This window comes from Thermus scotoductus DSM 8553, from assembly GCF_000381045.1.
GTDB lineage: Bacteria > Deinococcota > Deinococci > Deinococcales > Thermaceae > Thermus > Thermus scotoductus.
In genome coordinates, this window is record NZ_KB905749.1 from 18,664 (window position 1) to 36,172 (window position 17,509).

Annotated in this window: 18 protein-coding genes and 1 tRNA gene; 5 read left to right on the plus strand and 14 right to left on the minus strand. The window is 61.5% G+C overall.

Annotation, left to right across the window (positions count from 1 at the left end):
* Positions 1 to 3: 3 nt before the first annotated feature.
* From F604_RS0108020 to F604_RS0108060, 9 genes are read right to left on the minus strand one after another with little or no spacing between them, the layout of a single operon-like run.
* Positions 4 to 1,131 (minus strand): DegT/DnrJ/EryC1/StrS family aminotransferase, encoded by a 1,128-nt coding sequence (locus F604_RS0108020; RefSeq protein WP_019551202.1) that lies wholly within the window; start codon positions 1,129 to 1,131, stop codon positions 4 to 6.
* On the minus strand, positions 1,128 to 1,760 hold the full coding sequence (locus tag F604_RS0108025; RefSeq protein WP_019551203.1) for an acetyltransferase: 633 nt from the start codon (positions 1,758 to 1,760) through the stop codon (positions 1,128 to 1,130). Before F604_RS0108025 ends, F604_RS0108020 begins: the two co-directional genes overlap by 4 nt.
* Positions 1,757 to 2,386 carry a sugar transferase gene (locus F604_RS0108030; RefSeq protein ID WP_019551204.1) on the minus strand — a complete coding sequence of 210 codons (630 nt, stop codon included), beginning with the start codon at positions 2,384 to 2,386 and terminating at the stop codon, positions 1,757 to 1,759. Before F604_RS0108030 ends, F604_RS0108025 begins: the two co-directional genes overlap by 4 nt.
* Positions 2,383 to 3,528 (minus strand): glycosyltransferase family 4 protein, encoded by a 1,146-nt coding sequence (locus F604_RS0108035; RefSeq protein WP_026329069.1) that lies wholly within the window; start codon positions 3,526 to 3,528, stop codon positions 2,383 to 2,385. The genes F604_RS0108030 and F604_RS0108035 overlap by 4 nt, the downstream gene beginning before the upstream one ends.
* A gap of 5 nt (positions 3,529 to 3,533) precedes the next feature.
* Entirely contained in the window at positions 3,534 to 4,418 is an 885-nt protein-coding gene (locus tag F604_RS0108040; RefSeq protein ID WP_019551206.1) for a glycosyltransferase family 2 protein, read from the minus strand.
* Between the two features lie 28 nt (positions 4,419 to 4,446).
* Positions 4,447 to 5,496, minus strand: coding sequence for an EpsG family protein (locus tag F604_RS0108045; protein WP_019551207.1), 1,050 nt, complete (start codon positions 5,494 to 5,496; stop codon positions 4,447 to 4,449).
* Between the two features lie 6 nt (positions 5,497 to 5,502).
* Entirely contained in the window at positions 5,503 to 6,420 is a 918-nt protein-coding gene (locus tag F604_RS13255) for a glycosyltransferase family 2 protein (RefSeq protein ID WP_019551208.1), read from the minus strand.
* Positions 6,413 to 7,534, minus strand: coding sequence for a UDP-galactopyranose mutase (glf, locus tag F604_RS0108055; protein WP_019551209.1), 1,122 nt, complete (start codon positions 7,532 to 7,534; stop codon positions 6,413 to 6,415). Before glf ends, F604_RS13255 begins: the two co-directional genes overlap by 8 nt.
* Entirely contained in the window at positions 7,531 to 8,853 is a 1,323-nt protein-coding gene (locus tag F604_RS0108060; RefSeq protein ID WP_019551210.1) for a flippase, read from the minus strand. Before F604_RS0108060 ends, glf begins: the two co-directional genes overlap by 4 nt.
* A gap of 243 nt (positions 8,854 to 9,096) precedes the next feature.
* On the opposite strand from F604_RS0108060, the gene F604_RS0108065 reads away from it, so the two are divergent.
* Together F604_RS0108065 and F604_RS0108070 are read left to right on the plus strand one after the other, a co-directional pair.
* The gene (locus F604_RS0108065) at positions 9,097 to 10,716 is read left to right on the plus strand and encodes an LPS-assembly protein LptD (protein ID WP_026329070.1); all 1,620 of its coding nucleotides are present in this window, start codon (positions 9,097 to 9,099) and stop codon (positions 10,714 to 10,716) included.
* A 9-nt stretch (positions 10,717 to 10,725) separates the two neighbouring features.
* The gene (locus F604_RS0108070) at positions 10,726 to 11,595 is read left to right on the plus strand and encodes a coiled-coil domain-containing protein (protein WP_019551212.1); all 870 of its coding nucleotides are present in this window, start codon (positions 10,726 to 10,728) and stop codon (positions 11,593 to 11,595) included.
* Here the strand turns inward: F604_RS0108070 and F604_RS0108075 are convergent.
* Together F604_RS0108075 and F604_RS0108080 are read right to left on the minus strand one after the other, a co-directional pair.
* A complete protein-coding gene (locus tag F604_RS0108075) occupies positions 11,592 to 11,996 on the minus strand; it encodes a hypothetical protein (RefSeq protein WP_026329071.1) in 405 nt (134 codons plus the stop codon). The genes F604_RS0108070 and F604_RS0108075 overlap by 4 nt on opposite strands.
* 5 nt (positions 11,997 to 12,001) lie before the next feature.
* The gene (locus F604_RS0108080; RefSeq protein ID WP_019551214.1) at positions 12,002 to 13,447 is read right to left on the minus strand and encodes an O-antigen ligase family protein; all 1,446 of its coding nucleotides are present in this window, start codon (positions 13,445 to 13,447) and stop codon (positions 12,002 to 12,004) included.
* A 65-nt stretch (positions 13,448 to 13,512) separates the two neighbouring features.
* On the opposite strand from F604_RS0108080, the gene F604_RS0108085 reads away from it, so the two are divergent.
* Together F604_RS0108085 and F604_RS0108090 are read left to right on the plus strand one after the other, a co-directional pair.
* Positions 13,513 to 14,148, plus strand: coding sequence for a hypothetical protein (locus F604_RS0108085; RefSeq protein ID WP_019551215.1), 636 nt, complete (start codon positions 13,513 to 13,515; stop codon positions 14,146 to 14,148).
* The gene (locus tag F604_RS0108090) at positions 14,145 to 15,251 is read left to right on the plus strand and encodes an LptF/LptG family permease (protein WP_019551216.1); all 1,107 of its coding nucleotides are present in this window, start codon (positions 14,145 to 14,147) and stop codon (positions 15,249 to 15,251) included. The genes F604_RS0108085 and F604_RS0108090 overlap by 4 nt, the downstream gene beginning before the upstream one ends.
* A 35-nt stretch (positions 15,252 to 15,286) precedes the next feature.
* Here the strand turns inward: F604_RS0108090 and F604_RS0108095 are convergent.
* Positions 15,287 to 15,362, minus strand: a tRNA-Ala gene (locus tag F604_RS0108095).
* 36 nt (positions 15,363 to 15,398) lie between these two features.
* Positions 15,399 to 15,626: a preprotein translocase subunit SecG gene (secG, locus tag F604_RS0108100; protein WP_019551217.1), complete on the minus strand. Its 228-nt coding sequence runs from the start codon at positions 15,624 to 15,626 to the stop codon at positions 15,399 to 15,401.
* Between the two features lie 68 nt (positions 15,627 to 15,694).
* Between secG and F604_RS0108105 the strand changes: the two genes are divergently transcribed.
* Positions 15,695 to 16,633 carry a threonine/serine dehydratase family protein gene (locus tag F604_RS0108105; RefSeq protein ID WP_019551218.1) on the plus strand — a complete coding sequence of 313 codons (939 nt, stop codon included), beginning with the start codon at positions 15,695 to 15,697 and terminating at the stop codon, positions 16,631 to 16,633.
* A 260-nt stretch (positions 16,634 to 16,893) separates the two neighbouring features.
* Here F604_RS0108105 and F604_RS0108110 read toward each other — a convergent pair whose 3' ends face one another.
* Positions 16,894 to 17,496, minus strand: coding sequence for a zinc ribbon domain-containing protein (locus F604_RS0108110; RefSeq protein ID WP_081624242.1), 603 nt, complete (start codon positions 17,494 to 17,496; stop codon positions 16,894 to 16,896).
* Positions 17,497 to 17,509 lie beyond the last annotated feature (13 nt).

The following is a 17,509-nucleotide window of genomic DNA, read 5'->3' on the forward strand; positions in this document are numbered from 1 at the left end:
AACCTAACCGGCCGCAAGGTTTCGGATGGCTTCTATGATCCGGTCCTGGTCCTCAGGGGTTAGGGATGAACCTGAAGGCAAACAAAGCCCCTTACGGAACAGGTCCTCCGCCACCTCACCCCCCACCCTTTCCGCCCCCTGGAAAACGGGCTGCAGATGCAGGGGTTTCCACACAGGTCGGGTTTCTATACCCTCCTTTTCAAGGGCCTGTCGGATCGCCTCCGGTGAACGTCCATAGGCCTCCTTATCCACCAGCATCACGGTAAGCCACCGGGTGTGCCGGCCCCAAGGGGCCTCGGGTTGGAATCGGACGCCTGGCAAATCCGAAAGGCCCTCCACGTACCTTTGGAAGATACGCCGCCGGGCCCCCACCCTTTCCTCTAAAGTGCGCAACTGCGCCCGGCCCACCGCAGCCAGGAGGTTGCTCATGCGGTAGTTGTACCCCACCTCAATATGCTCATACCAGGGGACGGGTTCCCGAGCCTGGGTGGCCAGCTTCCGGGCATGGGCGATAAGCTGTCCATCATCGGAAACCAGCATCCCCCCACCGGAGGTGGTAATGATTTTGTTGCCGTTGAAGGAAAAGATACCTGCATTGCCAAAGGTACCGGGGCTTTTGCCCTTGTAAGTACTTCCCAAGGCCTCTGCCGCATCTTCAATAAGGGCTATGCCGTACTCCTTGCAGAGGGCCTGGATTGGCTCTATGTCTGCGCTTTGGCCGTAAAGGTGGACCAGCACCACCGCCTTGGGAAGTCTTCCCCTTTTGGCCCTCTTCTTAAGGAAGTCTGCCAGGAGGGCGGGGTCCATGTTCCAAGAGGTTTTTTCGCTATCTATGAACACAGGGCGGGCACCCAAATACAAGACGGGAAAGGCACTGGCCGCAAAGGTAAGGGTGGAGACCACCACCTCGTCCCCTGGCCCCACCCCGGCCAGGATTAGGGCCAGATGGATGGCCGCCGTACCCGAACTCAGGGCCAGGGCATGCCTGGCCCCCACCACCTCGGCGAACTCCCGCTCAAAGGCCTCCACCTGCGGACCCAAGGGGGCAATCCAACCAGACTCGAGGGCCTCCTGCAGGAACTGGGCCTCGAGGCCTGAGAGATGAGGAGGGGAAAGGTAGATGCGCTTCATAACTCCTCCTGAAGCCGTCGCTGCACTTTGGCCGGAACCCCATAGGCGAGACTAAAATCTGGAACGTCGCGCACCACCACACCCCCAGCCCCAACCGTACTCCACCTTCCAACCCGCTTCCCAGGAATAACCACCACCCCCGCTCCCAAGAAGGCTCCTTCCGCTATTTCCACTCCTCCAGCTAGCCGCACCCCTGAAGCCAAGTGCACCCAGTCCCCCACCTGGCAATCGTGCTCCACCACCACGCCAGTATTGACGATGGCATGGCGACCTATCCGTGCCGAGGGCTGGACTACGGCTCCAGCGAAAACCACGGTACCCTCCCCCAAGGAAGCTGTGGCGTGCACATAGGCCCTGGGGTGCACAAGCGTGACCCACCTCACTCCATCCAGAAGGACGGTTAGCCGTCGTCGCAGACGGTTCTCACCTATCGCCAGCACAAATCTCGCATCTTCCTGGACGAACCTTTCAAAAAGCGACACCGGCCCTGCCACCGGAACCCCCAATAAACTAGCTCCCCACTTGGCTGGATCATCATCCAACAGGGCAAGAACTTCGGCACCCACCTCTAAGGCCGTGGCCAAGACAACCTTACCATGCCCCCCGGCCCCGACCACCACAAGCCTCATACGCCCTCACTACCCTTAAACTCCGGCATGGAGGCATGTCCCTCGGCGCTGATACCTTCCCGCCGCAGTACTTTAACAAGGGTCAAGAACAGGATCTTCAGGTCCAAAAGCAGGTTCCAGTTGTCCACATACCATACATCCAGCCGGAACTTCTCCTCCCAGGTCAAGGCGTTGCGCCCATTGACCTGCGCCCACCCCGTGATCCCCGGCTTCACCTCGTGCCGCCGGGCCTGCTCCGGGGTATACCGCTCCAGGTACTCCATAAGAAGGGGCCTGGGGCCAACCAGGCTCATCTCCCCCTTGAGGACGTTGATGAACTCGGGGAGCTCGTCCAGGCTGTACTGTCGCAAAAACTTTCCCAATGGGGTAAGCCGCTTCTCGTCGGGCAAAAGCCTTCCCTCCGCATCCCGCTCCTCGGTCATGGTGCGGAACTTATACATGACGAAGGGCCTGCCCTGAAGCCCAGGGCGCACCTGGCGGAAAAGGACCGGACTTCCCATCTCGCGCCAGATGCGAAGGGCAACGTAGAGCATCAGAGGCCCAAAAGCAAGGAGGGCAAAGGAAGCGCCCACCACGTCCAGGATCCGCTTGAGAAGAGGGGAACGTAGAAGACCCACGAACCTCATTCTATTCCCAGTTCCTTTAAAAAGCGCTCGTTCACCTTCCAGGCGTCAAATCGCTCCTCCGCAAGCCTTCGGCTTTCCTGGCCCATCCGCACGATCAAGTCCGGCTCGTGTATAAAGCGCTCCATGGCCTCGGCCAAGGCCTGGGCATCCCGCGGGGGAACCAGGAAACCGTTAACCCCGGGCACCACCGTTTCCCGGCAGCCAGGCGCATCCGTGGTGATGACGGGGCGGGCCATGGCCATGGCCTCCTGGGTGCTACGGGGAACTCCCTCCCGATACGACGAAGGCAAGACATACACGCTGGTCTGCCGAAGATAGGGGCGAACGTCCTCCGTCCAGGGCACCCACTCCAAAAGACCCTCCTCCACCCAGGAGCGAACCTCGCTTTCCCTGATGGCCCCAGGATTGGTGTCCAAAGGACCGATAAGGAGAAAGCGCACCTCCGGGTAGTTACCCTTTATCCTGCGGGCAGCCTCAGCAAACTCCCGCACCCCTTTTTCCCGGAGCAGCCTGGCGATGAGGGTAAAGGTAACGGGCTCGAGGTGAGGGGGGGCGGGGGGCCACTCCTCGAGGGGCACCCCAATCCCCCCCAGAAGCACGGCCTTCTCCTTGCGTACCAGACCTTGGGATACAAACTCATTGAGATCATCGGGGTTCAAGAAGAAAACCTTATGCGCTAAGGAAAAGCTCAGCCGGTAAAGCACCTTTAAAACTGCCCTCACTACCCGCTTCTTTAAGCTTTCCTCACCGGGAGTAAAAGCAAAACCTAGCCCCTCCACCACCGCAAACCGGCGGGGTACGCCTGCCATTGCCGCCGCTATGATGCCGTACACGTTAGGCTTGGGCTGGAAGGTGAGCACGAGGTGAGGTTGAGAGTGAGCCAGGGAAACGGCAAGAGAGAGAAGCGTTTTGAGGTCGGCAAGCGGACTGATACTTGTGCGCTTCAGGGGGTAGTGAAGGGCCCTCACGCCCCTCTCTTGCTCAAGTGCTTTTTCTAAGGCTTCTGTCCAGTCTGGGGCATAGACCAAGGAAGTGAACCCTCTGCCCGCGAGCTCTTGGAGAAGGGGGCGGCGAAACAGGGGAACCGCGGGGGCGTAGGGCACGATCAAGGCCACTGTTGGCTTATGTTCGTGCGCCTTCATGACGTTTAGTGCTCCCAGCCAGGCACGGGCGTGGCCTTTATGGCTTCCAAGGCTGAAAGAGCGTCTTTGTGTTGATCTTCTGTTAAAGTTGTAAACCCGTACCTTCTGGAAAAGCGATTCTCCAAGCCGACTTTCTCAGCTAGCCAGGAAGCCACTTCCTTCCCTTTGGAGAGCGCGAGCAGGGATAGCGTCTGCGTTAGACCTACGAGCCCTGGGCCGTACTTCCAAATAACTTTCCTTTCGTTTCGGTATCCCGTGCGAAGGGCTCTGCCTCGAGGCACCCCGAACCAGCGGTAAAAGTAAAGAGGCTCAGGAAGCACGTGGAGCCTCGAGGTCTTAAACGTCCGTACAAAGAGTTCCCGGTCTTCGGCCCGGGGATAGTCTAGGGAATAGGGGTGGGCTTCAAACCAGGCCTTGCGGGCGAGAAGCGAGGGGTGCAGAAACCCGCCCCGCGCCAGGACCTCCTGCGCCGACGGTTGGCGGCCCAGTAGGAGCGCTCTGGGCCTGTCTTCGGCGTCTATGAGGTACGCTCCCGTGGTCACCCCGTCCAGCTCCGAGTTGGCCTGCAAAAGGCCCACCTGCTTTTCCAGGCGCAGAGGGTGCATGGCGTCGTCCGCGTCCATCCGCGCCACCAGTTCGCCCTTCGCCAGGCGTACGATCTCGTTCAGCCGCGCGGGCAGGCCCTTGTTCTGGCCGTCGCGGAGCACCCGGACGCGGGGGTCCTGGATGGCCGTGGCCCGCTCGTAACTGCCATCCGTGGAACCGTCGTCTACCAGGATGAGTTCCCAGTTCGGGTAGGTCTGGGCGAAGACCGAGCGCACGGCGAGGTCCAGGTAAGGGCCTGGGTTGAGAAAAGGTATGCCGACACTGACTAGGGGCGCATGCTTCATCTGGCCTCCTTCTCCCATTTCGGCTTTTCTATGGCCATGGGTCAAACACCGTCCTGTAGGGGAGGAAGGGGGTGAGGGTCCCTGTTAGCTGGCCGTTGTAGTCAGCGAGCGCGTTACGCAGGAAGAAGACAGCACCTATAATTCCAGCTATTCCCACTCCCCACCAGAAGCTCTGCCCAGGGTGTTTCTTGGCGTGGTCAAACTCTCGGAGAAGTACAAGAGGGGTGGTGAACGCCACCAGGTCTAAAAACCGCAAGCCAGCATAGGACACGAATGCTAAACCCTGGAAGAAGACACCTAGGCCGAAGATTACAGCCCACGCTCGGAGCTTTGTTTTGAAGGGCAAAGCCCCTAGACCTAATAGTAAACTGGCAAGCATGGTGATCCGGGATAACCCGGAAGCTGAAGAGGGGCTTTCGGAAGAGGAGTAAAGCTCCAGCTTGGCCAGTATGTAGTCTTGCTGTAAAAACGCTAGAGCCAATGCAGCCAGGATGAGGAAGCTTAACAAAAGAAGTTGCCGCCGAGTTTTTACCTTGAGTTCGGGCACAGCGAGTAATAGCGCTGGCAAAATCATTGAGTAGTGGAAGGTTATACTTGTTAGGGCCAATACGAGGAAGCACCTTTTTTTGTTTCGCCTGAGGCACTGCCACGCCAGAAGAAGCAATGTTAGCCCAAGCCCTGCCCTCACCGCGTTCATGCCGTATGGAAAAACAAAGGCTGGGATGAAATAAAGTGTGATTAGGTTTAGCTCGTACCTATCGGAGCGTAGCCAATAAACAATCAGAAATAGTGTGAATAGGACACCTATACCCCGCAGTGCCCACACTTCCGAGCCCGTTAGCCGTAGAAGAAGCTCTGCAACCAAAGCGAAACCGGGTTCTAGCGAAAGCGTGTTGGTATCACTTTTTACAGAGCTGAGCCAGATTTCGTAGCTGTGGGTGTCCGTTCCACTATTCCGGATAGTTATAATTACACCAATAAACAGTAGGGCAAAAAGAGCAGGAAATTTCGCCCTTATTCCCACCCATCTCAGCCAAAGTGTAAGGTAGCTTAGAAACCATCCAGTAATGTACACCATTTCCCTCTAGCGACCTTGGGGCGGTTCGGGCTGGCACCCTAGACGTCCCTTGTAGCCGTCCAAAGCTGCACTTAGCCAACGCCTCCATTCTTTGAAACTCCGCCTTAGTAATAGGAAGAAAAGGGTGTGACGGATAAATTCTAAGCTCAAGGCAAGCCACTTGCTTATGCCGGTTTTATGCTCCCGAATCAAGAATACACGATTTCTGTACTGATAGTAATTCTTGCCCCAGTTTGGTGTGTAAACCACAACCATGCGCCTCCCAAGTAAGGGAAACTCTTCAGTAAGGCCACTTGGATGAAGTAGCTTGGCTGCTGTCAAAGTTCCAAACCGCAACTTGCTTTTGCGCATCCTGAGAAGGAAGTCTACCTCATCTCCTCGGACAAATAGCTCCTTCCTAGGCAAACCAACCTCGTTGATAACAGAACTCCTTAAAAGAGCACCATTAAACAAGTTCATGAAATCTGCAATGAATTCTACCTCCTTTAACTCAGTAACACCAAGGATGCGGCGGAAGCCTTGTTGCACAGAAAAGGATAGCTTGTTTGGATCTTGAGCGTCTATTACCAATGGGGCGATTCCGTCTAACCTCATCTCAAGCGCATACTTTAATAGCTTTTCCAAGCAGTCAGCGGAGGGGAGCGCGTCGTCGTCCATGAGCCACAGCCAGTCAAAGCCCTGCTCGTAGGCCCGCTTCATCCCCTCGTGGAACCCCCCGGCCCCGCCCTGGTTTTCGGGGAGGCGGAGGACCTCCACCTGGGGAAACTCTTCCTGGAGCATCTCTGGGGTGCCGTCGGTGGAGGCGTTGTCCACCACCAGGACGTGGTCCGGGGGGCGGGTTTGGGAGAAGACGGCCTTGAGGCACTCGCGCAGGAGCGCCTTCCGGTTGTAGGTGACGATCACGGCGCAAACCCGTTCACCCATGGACGATCTCCTCAAAGAGCTTCAGGGCCCGGGCCACCGCCTGGTCCATGTTGTAGTAGCGGTAGTCCCCAAGCCTTCCGGCAAAGAGGACGGTCTTCAGCCCTTCTGCCTCCTTCTGGTAAAGCCTAAGCCGTTCCTCGTTCTCCTCCCGGGGAACCGGGTAGTAGGGCTCGTTCTCCCCCGGGCGGTAGGCCTCCGGGTACTCGTAGACCACGGTGGTGTGGGGCAGGTAGGCCTGATGGGTGAGGTGCTTGAACTCGGTGATGCGGGTGAAGCCATGGTCATTGGGATAGTTCACCGTGCCCACCTCTTGGAACCAGGGCCTCTGGTGGTGTTCAAAGGCAAAGCGTAGAGAGCGGTAGGGCAGGGGCCCGTGCAGGTAGCCGAAGAACTCGTCCATGGGCCCGGTGAAGATGAGACGGTCAAAGCGCACCTCCCCCTCCACCTCCTTCCAGTCCGCCCCTAGGAGCACCCGGATGTTGGGATGGGCCAGCATCCTCCGGAAAAGGGCCGTGTACCCCTCCTTGGGCATGGCCTGGTAGGTATCCTGAAAATAACGCTCGTCGTAGCTCACCAGGATGGGGACCCGGGCGGTGACCGAGGGGGAGAGCTCTTCCGGCTTCAAGCCCCACTGCTTGAGGGTATAGCCCTCAAAGACGTTCTTGTAGACGTAGTCCGCCAGGAAGCGGAGGTCGGGGTCCTGGACCTCCTTGAGCTTTAGGATGGAAATGCGGGCCCCGTAGCCAAAGTGGGCGATAAGCTTCTCCTCCAGTAGGTCCGCAAGCCTCTCCGAAAAGAGCCGCCTTAAGGAGGCCAGGCTGAAGGGAAGGGGGATCTCCTTGCCCTCCACCACCGCCCGCACCCGGTGGTAGTAGGGACGCCACTCGGTGAACCGGGAGAGGTAGTCCCATACCTTCTTGCTCTGGGTGTGGAAGATGTGGGGGCCGTAGCGGTGGACCAAAACCCCGTGCTCGTCGTATTCGTCGTAGGCGTTCCCCCCCATGTGGAGCCTCCGGTCCACCACCAGGACCTTCTTGTCCAGCTCCCTAGCGATGCGCTCCGCCAAGGTAGCCCCAGTGAAGCCAGCGCCCACGATGAGGTAGTCCACCTTCATTGGCCACCTCCCTGAAAGGCGAAGGGGTCTTGGCGGCTCCTCTTCAAATACAGCCATATCCCCAGGGTGACGAAAAGCTCCGAGACCACCACCGCCAGGGCCATGCCCACGTGGAAGAGGCGGGGGGCCAGGAGCAGCGCCAGTCCCAGGTTGAAGAGCCCAGCCCCCACGATGATGGCGTTGAAGGGGCGGTCCAGGCCCAAAGGCAACATCCACTGGATACCCAGTACGTTGGAGAGGGCAATGAGGGGTACCAGGAAGGCCAGGAGGCGCAAAGCCAGGACCGCGGGGTCATATCCCTCCCCCAGGAAGAGCCTGACCAGGAAGGGGGCCAGGGCAAAGACCAAAAGCCCCAGGAAAAGCCCCGAAAGCCCCATGGTCCAAAGTCCCAACCGGGCTAACCGGGCCGCCTCCGCAGGCGCACGCCGAACCAGGTGGCTTAGCCTCGGGTAAAGGGCCTGGCTCACCGGGGAGAGAAGCCCCAAGACCGCCTTGCTGATCTTCTCCGCCCCGGCGTAGTACCCCACCACCTGGGGCGGAGCAAAAAGGCCTAGGATGAAGGTATTTCCCAGGGTGTAGAGGCTCACTGCGCTGCGGAAGAAGAACATGCTCCACCCCAAGCGGAGGGCTTCCAAGACCCCCTTTAGCGTTGGCAGGAACAAAGGCACCTCCCGGTAGGCGAGGTAGAGGGCCAGCAAGGTAGCCAGCAAGGAGGCGCCCCCTTGTAGGGCAAGGACCTTCCAGGTGTCGGAAGGACCCTTTACCCAAAGGAAGAGGAGAAGCAAAACCAGCCCCTTGGCCAAGACCTCCAGACCGGCCACCAGGCGCATCCGCTCGAGCCCTTGGAAGTACCAGACGGGGCTAAAGGCGGTGGCCAAGGCCCAGAATACCCCGGCCCACAAGACCTGGGGATGGTCACGGAAGGCGGGGATGAACCCTCCCACTAAGAGGGCTACCCCTATGGCCAAAAGGCCAAGAAAAGCCTTAGCGCCCAACACCGAAGCTAAAAGCTCGGCCCGCCCCCTCAAGGAATCCCGGGCCCTAGCCACCTGGCGGGTGGCGGAAAGGCTAAAGCCAAACTCCACTAAAAGCTGAAGGTACCCCCCAAAGGCTTGGGCAAAGGCCAATAGGCCCCACTCCTTGGGCCCCAAGACCCGGGCCAGGTAGGGCACGGTGAGGAGGGGAAAGAGGTAGTTAGCAATGTGGACTCCATAAAGGGCCAGAATGTTGGTGGCTAAGCCCCCTGAGGCGGACTTGCCAACGAGCGCTTTGGTCAACCGCTCGGGGCTGGGAAAAAGGGAACGCAGAAAACCCTTCATAATGCCCTGAGGATATTGTCCCGAAGTCTGCCGCTTAAGCTAGCCCGGAGCTGTAAAGCCGTCTGGCTCCCTTAAGATCCACATGTCCTCGGCTCAGTGCCTTCCGAGCGGCGATCTTGGCCTTCCGCTCCTTCGACAAAGTGGTTGCTAAGTGTTTAGGCATCTTCCTTCCCCCGAAAAAGATTATCACGGCTCCCGAGTATCCTTGGCTTTCCATAACCCCTAAAGCCTAAAATGCAATGCATGCGGAGACTCTTGGTCTTGGGGTTGGTTTTAGGCCTAGCCCTCGCTTCTCCCTGCAAGGAAAGGCCCTACACCCTGGAAACGGAAGAGGGGCTTCTAGGGGGCCAGGAGATGAGCTACGACGGGGAGGTCCTGGTCTTTGAGGGCCGGGCCTGTTTGGAAAGGGACGGGCTTTACCTGGAAGCCCCCGCCATCCGCTACCTGGAAAAGGAAGGAAGCTTCCAGGCGGAAGGCCTAAAGGGCGAGGCCGAGGGCTGGCGGGTGGAGGCCAGGGTGCTCTTGGGAAAGGAGCTCAAGGAGGTACGCCTGGCCCAGGGGCAGCTGAAGGCGGAGGTGGCCTCGCTGGCCCTGGGAACTCCCTTGAAGGGAAGGGGCATCCTTCTGGAAAGCCCAGCCTACCGGGTGCGGGCGGAGGAAGCCACCTTCACCCGGGAGGAAGCCCAGCTCAAGGGCTTCCTGGCCACCCCCTGCCCCTGCGGGGAGGATGTGCGCCTGGCCATGGAAGAGGCCACCTTCCTGGTGCGAACCGGGGAGCTTAAGGGAGACGCCACCTTGGGGCTTTGGGGCCTCGAGGTTCCCCTGGAGGAAGCCCGGGCCAACGTGAACCGGAGGCCCGACCTCAAAAACCCCTTGATCCTTTCCAGCTCGGATACCGGGGGCTGGACCCTGGGCCTACAGGACTTTCCCCTCCCCAGGCCTGGCGATGAGATCGGGCAGTGGCCAAGAAGGTTCACCCTTCTGGCCTCAGGCCTGGGCACTTCCCAAGAAGCCCTGCGCCTGGGCCTACGGGAAGGCGGCCGGGGTGCCGAGGTGCAGCTGGGCTACGCCCCCGGGGTTAAGGCCTACTGGGACGACCTCCTCTTCGCCGCAAGCCCCAACCCTCCCGACACCGACACCCCCAGGCTGGAAGCCCGCTACACCCCCACCTTCCGTTTGGGAAACCTCACCCTAAGGCCCTTCCTGCGCTACGCGGAGACGGGGAGGAGCCAGGGGACCACGGTGGGCCTCGAGGGGGGGTACCGGGAAACCCTGAAGGAGGGGCCCTTTAGCCTTACCTTTAGCCCCAGCCTCCTATTCGCCTTTTACCCCTTCACCCCTTACGCCCCCTACCTGGCCCTGGGGGGAAGCCTGGAAGGCCTGTTCCGGGAAGGGGACCTCAGCCTGCGGGCCAGCTATGCGGGGAGGCTCGAGCCCCTTTCCCCCATGCCCCCTTTCACCTTTGAGCACCGGGACGAGTTCCAGCGCCTAAGCCTGGAGGGGCGGTATGGACCCTTTGGCCTTCGCTACGCCCTGGAAAACCCCTTGGGCCAGCGGCTGGACCGCCTGGAAGGGGAGTTCCAAGACCCTGGCCTTGGCACCTTCCGCCTGGGGTACGTGCGGGGAAGCCTGGAGGAAGTCCGCCTGGGCTACGCCATGCCCCTTCCCGAGCGCACCTGCTGCCAGGCCCTTTGGCTTTCCCCCGAGGTGGGGCTTAACGGGGAGGGCATCACCCGCCTGGGCCTCACCTTCCGCTACTACGACGGGTGCTTCGCCTACGAGGTGCGTTGGCAGAATATCCTGAAGGGCCAGTACGGCGAGGCCACGGGGCAAAGTCTTTCCTTCGGCCTCTCCCTACGCTAGACTGAGGCCATGCCCGAGGTGGAGGGGGAGCGGTTAGGGGAAAGGCTTGAGAAGCTGGAGGGGGTGGTGGAGGCCACCATCCGGGTCCTCCCCCCTTTGGTCCAGGACCTTTCCCGCCGCATCGATACCCTGAGGGAGGAGGTCAAGGCCGAGCTTAGGGAAACCCGGGGCCACATGGAAGCCCGGCTCGGGGCGCTAGAGGAACGCTTGGCCCAGACGGAAAACAAGCTGGAGGCCCGTATCCAGCAGGTAGAAAACAAGCTGGAAACCCAAATCCAGCAGGTAGAAGCCCGGTTGCAAAGCCAAATCAGCGAACTGGACGCCAAAATCTGGGAAACCGAAGGTAAGCTGGAGGCCCAAATCCAGCACGTAGAAAACAAGCTGGAGACCCGCATCCAGCAGGTAGAAAACAAGCTGGAAGCCCAGATCCAGCAGGCAGAAGTCCGGCTGCAAAACCGGATCCAGCAGACCGAGGAGAAACTGGAAGCCAGAATCCATCAGGTAGAGGCCCACCTGGAAAACCAAATCCGGGAAACCGAGGAAAAGCTGGAAGCCCAAATCCACCAGGTAGAAGCCCGGCTGGGAAACCGGATCCAGCAGACCGAGGAGAAACTAGAAGCCAAAATCCACCAGGTAGAAGCCCGGCTGGGAAACCAACTCGACAGACTGAACGCCAAACTACAGGAGACCGAGGAGAAGCTGAAAGCCCAGATTCAACAAGTCCGGAGTGAGCTAGAGTCCAGGGTCCAAAGGGTGGAGGAAAAGCTAGAAGCCCTCAGGCAAGAGGTTAAGGTGGAGATCAACACCGCCTTCAACAAGGCCATGCTGGTGTTTGCCGCCATCGGCGTAGTCCTGGCCCTCCTGTCCCTTCTTCGCTAGCGCTCCACCCGCAAGGCCCTAAGGAAAAGGTTCCGGTCTTCGGGCGGCTGGTAGAAGTCATTGGTGAAGGCCAAGGCCAGGGTCCCTTTCCCCGTGGTCCTGACCCAGACCTCCATCACTCCCCGCACCTCCCCTTGCCAAAGGACGTGGCTCCCCTCCACCACCAAGGCATTGGGCCCTTTCCCTTGGGCCAGAGCGCCCTCGAGGACCAACCCCACCCGCGCCCTTCGGCAAAGGGGGATCTCCACCACCCCATTGCTCCATAGCTCCGCCCTCTCCGGTAAAGGCCCGGGAACGCAAGCTTCCCGGGTGAGGGGGGCCAGGCGGAAGGCCTGGTCCAAGGACCAAAGGGCCAGGGAAAGCCCGAGGGCAAAGGTCCCGAGGCCCAAAAGCCAAGCCAAGGCCCTCACCAGCGCACCTCCTTCTCCAGCACATAGCGGGGCCTGAGGGCCAGGCGGTGCTGGCTGAGGAGGAGCACCCGAAGCCGGTACTCCCCTTTGGGCAGGTCCTGGGGAAGGGGAAAATACATAGGCTCATCCCCCCGCCACTCCCAGCCCACACGCTGGCAGTCCTTCTGGCAAAGCCACACCTGGACCCGGTACCCCTGGGCCCCCACCAGGCGCAAGAACCCCACCCCCTCCTTGGGGAAGGCCAGGTAGGCCAGGGAAGGAGGGGGCGTAGGTGGCCTGGTGGCCAGGTAGAGGAAGGGCAAGGACCAAAGGAGGGCCACCGCCCCCGCCAAGGCTAAGGCCCGGGGGACCATCTGCACCCCACCCCGGGCCAAGGCCAGGCCCCCTAGGAGGAAGAAGATCTCCCCCCGGAAGGGGCTAGGGACGCTAAAGGGGTTGTCGGTCATCCCCATGGCCACAAAGGCGACCAGCAGGGAAAGAAGAAGCCCTTCCCCCCAGGCAGCGGCCAGGAACCCCCCCACCAGAAGGAGAAGCCCCACGGCACCCCCCACCCCGCTTTCCCCCAAGGCCTGCAGGAGGTGGTTATGGGCAAAGCTCCACAGCCCCCCCAAGGGCCTAAGCCAGTCTGGGCAGGTTAGGCCGCGGGCCTCGAGGAGGGGAAAAAGGAAGCACTCCCCAAAGAGGGTTCCCTTCAGGTAATCCCCCAGCACATAGGGCCCTACCCCCGTCCAGGGATGGGCCTGGTAGACCTCGTAGGCCCTGAGCCATAACCCCTCGCGCCCCGAGAGGTGGGCCTGGAAGAAGCGCTCGGAGATAGGGGTATCCAGGGTGGAGGCGGCGAAGAGGACAAGACCCGCAAGCCCCAAGGCCCAAAGGCCCCGCCCCCGGAAAAGAAGCCCTCCGGCTCCTCCGACAAGCAGGGCCAGCATCCCCCCGCGGCTTGCCGAAAGGAGCAGGACCGCACCCCCAAGAAGGCCCAAAAGGAGGCGGAAGGGCCAGGGGTAGCGGAGATACACGGCAAGGAGCACCCCCATAGCCCCCATAAACCCCAGGCCCACCGGGCTATGGAAGGGATGCATGAGCCTCTGCTGCACCGCCTGGTCCCCAAAGGTGAGGTAGGTGGCCACGAAGGCCGTTATGTAGAGGAGAAAAAGCCCATATCCTAAGGGCTTCAAAGCCTGGGTAGGGGAAGAGGCTCCCGCGTAAAGGGCCACACCGGCGCCCACCAGGCCCAGGACGTAAAGGACCCGGCCCAGGGCCAAGGGAAAAGCCAAAGGCTCTGGGGCCCCAAGGGCGGGAAGGAGGACGGAAAGGGCATAGACCCCCAACAGGCCCAAGGCCCAAGGGGAAAGCCGCCGCAGGTGGCCCAAAAAGAGGGGGGCCAAAAGGGCGAGAGGGGGAAAGAGGGGAGCCAGGGCCAAGGCGAAAGGCAAAAGGCGCACGGGGGACAATATACGCCAAGGAAGCCTTAAGGCGCTCCTCAGAACTCTCGGGTAAAGTACGTGCCATGAACGGGCTTAGCCGCTCTACCCTGGCCTTGGTCTTCCTCCTGGCCTCGGCCCTCGCTGCCCGGTTTGCCACCTTTAGCGTGGAGCCCTTCGGCACCCAGCGGGTCAACCTGGACACCGGCGTCACCACCCTGCCCCAGGGGGGGGTCCTCACCGACCACGAAAACGGCCTCCGCCTCAAAGGGAGCTACATAGAGTATAAGGAGGGAAGCTTTGTGCGGGCCAGGAAGGTGGAGCTTCTTTCGCAAAAGGAGACCTTCTTGGCGGAAAGCCTCGAGCACGACATCCCCAAGCAGGAGGCCCGCTTTAAAGGCCTCACCTTCAGCAACCCCGACTTCAAGGGCCTGAAGGCGGAAAGGGCCCTGGCCCTCTTCGCCGAGAACATCGTGGTCCTGAAGGGCAGGGTCCAGGCGGAAAGCCCCAGGCTCCAGGCGGAAACCCTGGTGGTGAACCTGAAGGGCCAGGAGGCCTTGGCTCTCGGAAGCTTCACCTACCAGGAGGGGAAGGCCACCCTGAGGGGCCAGGGGCCAAACGCCCGGCTATACCTGCGCTTTGCCTCGGGAAAGGTCCAGGCCAGCACCAAGGTGCCCCCTAGCGCAAGCCCCCTGGCCCAGTACGCCGCCCGCCTCCCATGACCCTTTACCGGCACATCCTGAAAGAAAGCCTCCCCGTTCTGCTCCTGGCCCTTCTCTTCCTCACCGCCGTCTACCTCTTCGGCTTCTTCTACGCCGGGGCCCGATGGCTGGAGGGGGTGCCCCTCATCAAGGTGGCCCGCTGGCTCTCCTACCACGTGCCCGGGGTTCTGGTGCAGGTCTTCCCCATCGCTTTGGTCACCACCACGGTCCTGGTCTTCGGCAGGCTTTCCGCGGAAGGGGCCCAGTTCGCCCTCCTCTCCGGGGGGGTTCCCCTTTGGCGGGCGGCCTTGCCCCTTCTTGGGATAGGCGCTTTGCTGAGCGGGGTGGCCCTTTACCTCCAGGAGAGGCTGGTCCCCCACTACAACGAAAAGGTGCGGGTGGCCTGGTGGGACGAGATCCACACCCAAGGGGCCGGGCTATTCCGCCTAAAGGGCCTGCAGATCCCCATCGGCCAGGGGCGTAGCCTCTACTTTGAGGACTTTGACATGGGGACAAAGGAGATGGTGGGGGTGCGCATCGCCTCCTTCCGAGGGGAGGAGGGCACCTTCCTCTTCGCCGAGCGGGGAAGCTGGGAGGACAAGGTGATCACCTTAAGGGATTACCGTTTCTACCGCATAGACTTCGGTGAGGTCCCCGGGCTGGAAACCGCCAAGGACCTCCTGGCCCAGACCCGAAAGGTATTCCGGGTGGTAAGCCAGGGAAAGGTGCTGGAGGTGGAGTCCGACCTCTCCCGGGCCCGGGCCATCGCCGACTACGCGGACACCTTCAGCTTCGGGCAGGATAGCCTTTCCCAGGCCTGGGCCAAGATCCAAGACCCCTTCTTGGCCCCCTTGGAGAAGTGGCGGGCCCGGCTGGAGTTCCACTCCAAGCTGGCCCTGCCCCTGGCCAACCTGGTCCTGGTCCTCCTGGCCGCGGCCATGGCCTTGAGGTATGGCCGGAGCACCGGGCTTGCCTTGGGCCTAAGTGTGGTCCTGGCCCTGGGGTACTACGGGGCCTTCTTCCTGGGCCGCTCCTTGGCAGGAATTGGGGCCCTTGCCCCGGAGGCGGGGGCCTGGGGGGCGAACCTCCTCTTCCTCCTTCTGGGCGTGAGGGCCCTAAGGTAAAAGCGCACCCCCCTGGGCTTCCCCAGGGGGGTTCCTGGTGGAGCCGAGGGGATTCGAACCCCTGACCTCCTCAATGCCATTGAGGCGCGCTCCCAACTGCGCCACGGCCCCAAGCAACGCCTATGGTACCGAGGGAAGGGCGGTTTGTCAACGGGGCCAAAGGCCGATCAAAAGGGCTAAGGCCACGAAGATGACCCCCAGGATGACGGTGAGGCGGTAAAGCCCCCCGGTGACCCCGCGGGCGGAGAAGAGATCCGCGGAAGCCCCCATGAGGTCCCCGGCGCCCTGCTTGGGCTCCTGCACCAGGACCAGGTAGACCAAAAGCCCCGCCACGCCCAGGTAAAGAAGGATGACCAAGGTGTAAAGGAAGTCCATACCCTTACCACTTTAGCGGGAAGGGAGGTCCCTGTCCACCCGGGGTCCCTGGCGCGGTATAAAGAAGTGTGGAACTAGCGGATATCTACGCCGCCCACCGGCGCATCGCCCCTTACGTGCACCGCACCCCCCTCCTCACCTCGAGGCTCATGGATGAGCTACTGGGCAAGCGCCTCCTCCTCAAGGCCGAGCACCTGCAAAAGACCGGAAGCTTCAAGGCCCGGGGGGCCCTTGCCAAGGCCCTGACCCTGGAAAACCCCAAGGGGCTTCTTGCGGTGAGTAGCGGCAACCACGCCCAGGGGGTGGCCTACGCCGCCCGGATCCTGGGGGTCAAGGCCCTCATCGTCATGCCCGAGGAAGCAAGCCCCTTTAAGAAGGAGGCGGCCCGGGCCTACGGGGCCCAGGTGGTGGACCAGGGGGTCACGGTGGAAAACCGGGAGGAGGTGGCCAGGGCCCTCCTGGAGGAAACCGGCTACGCCTTCATCCACCCCTTTGACGATCCCTTGGTCATGGCCGGCCAGGGCACCGCCGGGCTGGAGCTCATGGCCCAGGCGGGGGAGATGGGCCTTTTCCCGGAGGCCGTCCTGGTCCCGGTGGGGGGAGGCGGGCTCATCGCCGGGGTAGCCACGGCGGTGAAGGCCTTCTCCCCAAGCACCCTGGTCCTGGGGGTGGAGCCGGAAGGGGCGGACGACGCCCGAAGGAGCCTGGAAAAGGGTGAGATCGTGCGCCTCTCCCAGGCCCCCCAAACCCGGGCGGACGGGGTAAGGACCCTGGCTTTGGGCCAGCACACCTTCCCCATCCTGAAGAGGAAGGTGGACGCCATCCTCACCGTGAGCGAGGAGGCCATCCTGGAGGCCGAGGGCCTCCTCTTCACCCGCACGAAGCAGGTGGTGGAGCCCACCGGGGCCTTGCCTTTGGCGGCGGTGCTGGAGCATAGGGAAAGGCTTCCTCAGGTTCTGGCCCTTCTCCTTTCGGGGGGAAACCGGGGGTTTGGGGTTTATCCTTGAAAATCTGACATGGCGATACGGCATTTTCTAGGATGATCCCTCGCCCCTAGGCCCAGCCCCGGCGCAAGGCGGGACTTCTTTCCCTGGAAAGGCGGAGTAAGCTTAGCCCGTGATCGTCAAGGAAGCACTTCTACCCATAGAGGAAGTGGCCGGCAAGCTGGGCTTAAGCCGGGACAGGCTCTACCCCTACGGCCCCCACATGGCCAAGGTCCTGGGGGAGCCCCGTGACGTCCTCCCCCGAATTCATTCGGGGGCATCCCTTAGGATGCACGCAAGCACTCCTTGCGCTTCGGTTCGTGGACCGTATGCCATCCCAACCGGAATGACAAGACCACGGGCCGCGCCACTCGGCCACTACTCCCCTTCACGGGAGATACGTGGAATGCCCGCTCGTAGATATTGAGCGCAGCATTCACATCCGCCTGGGCCGTCCACCCACAGGAGCAACGGTAGAGTCCCCGGTGAACCCGGTTGGCCTTCCTCACCTGGCCACAAGCATGGCAAGTGCGGGAGGTACCCCGCTCCTCCACGTCGTTCCGTACGGTGATCCCCACAAGGGCCGCCTTGTACCGGAGCATGTGAAGGATCTTGCGGTAGGGCCAAGCGTGTAAGCGCTGGTTTACCCGGGGACCGTAATCCATCCCTTCCCGGATGCCCGTGAGATTCCCGATGACGATCTCCTTCACCCCGCGTTGGACACACTCGCGGATGAAGTGGGAGGTAGCCAGGTGAAGGAGGTGCCCCACCTGTCGGCTTTCCTTGCGGGCAATCTGCCTGAAACGACGGGACATGCGGGGATTCTCCTGGGATGGGGGTTTCACCCTTGCCCGCACCTTCTGCCAGTACCGACGGGCCGCCTTGATGAAACGGCCAGAG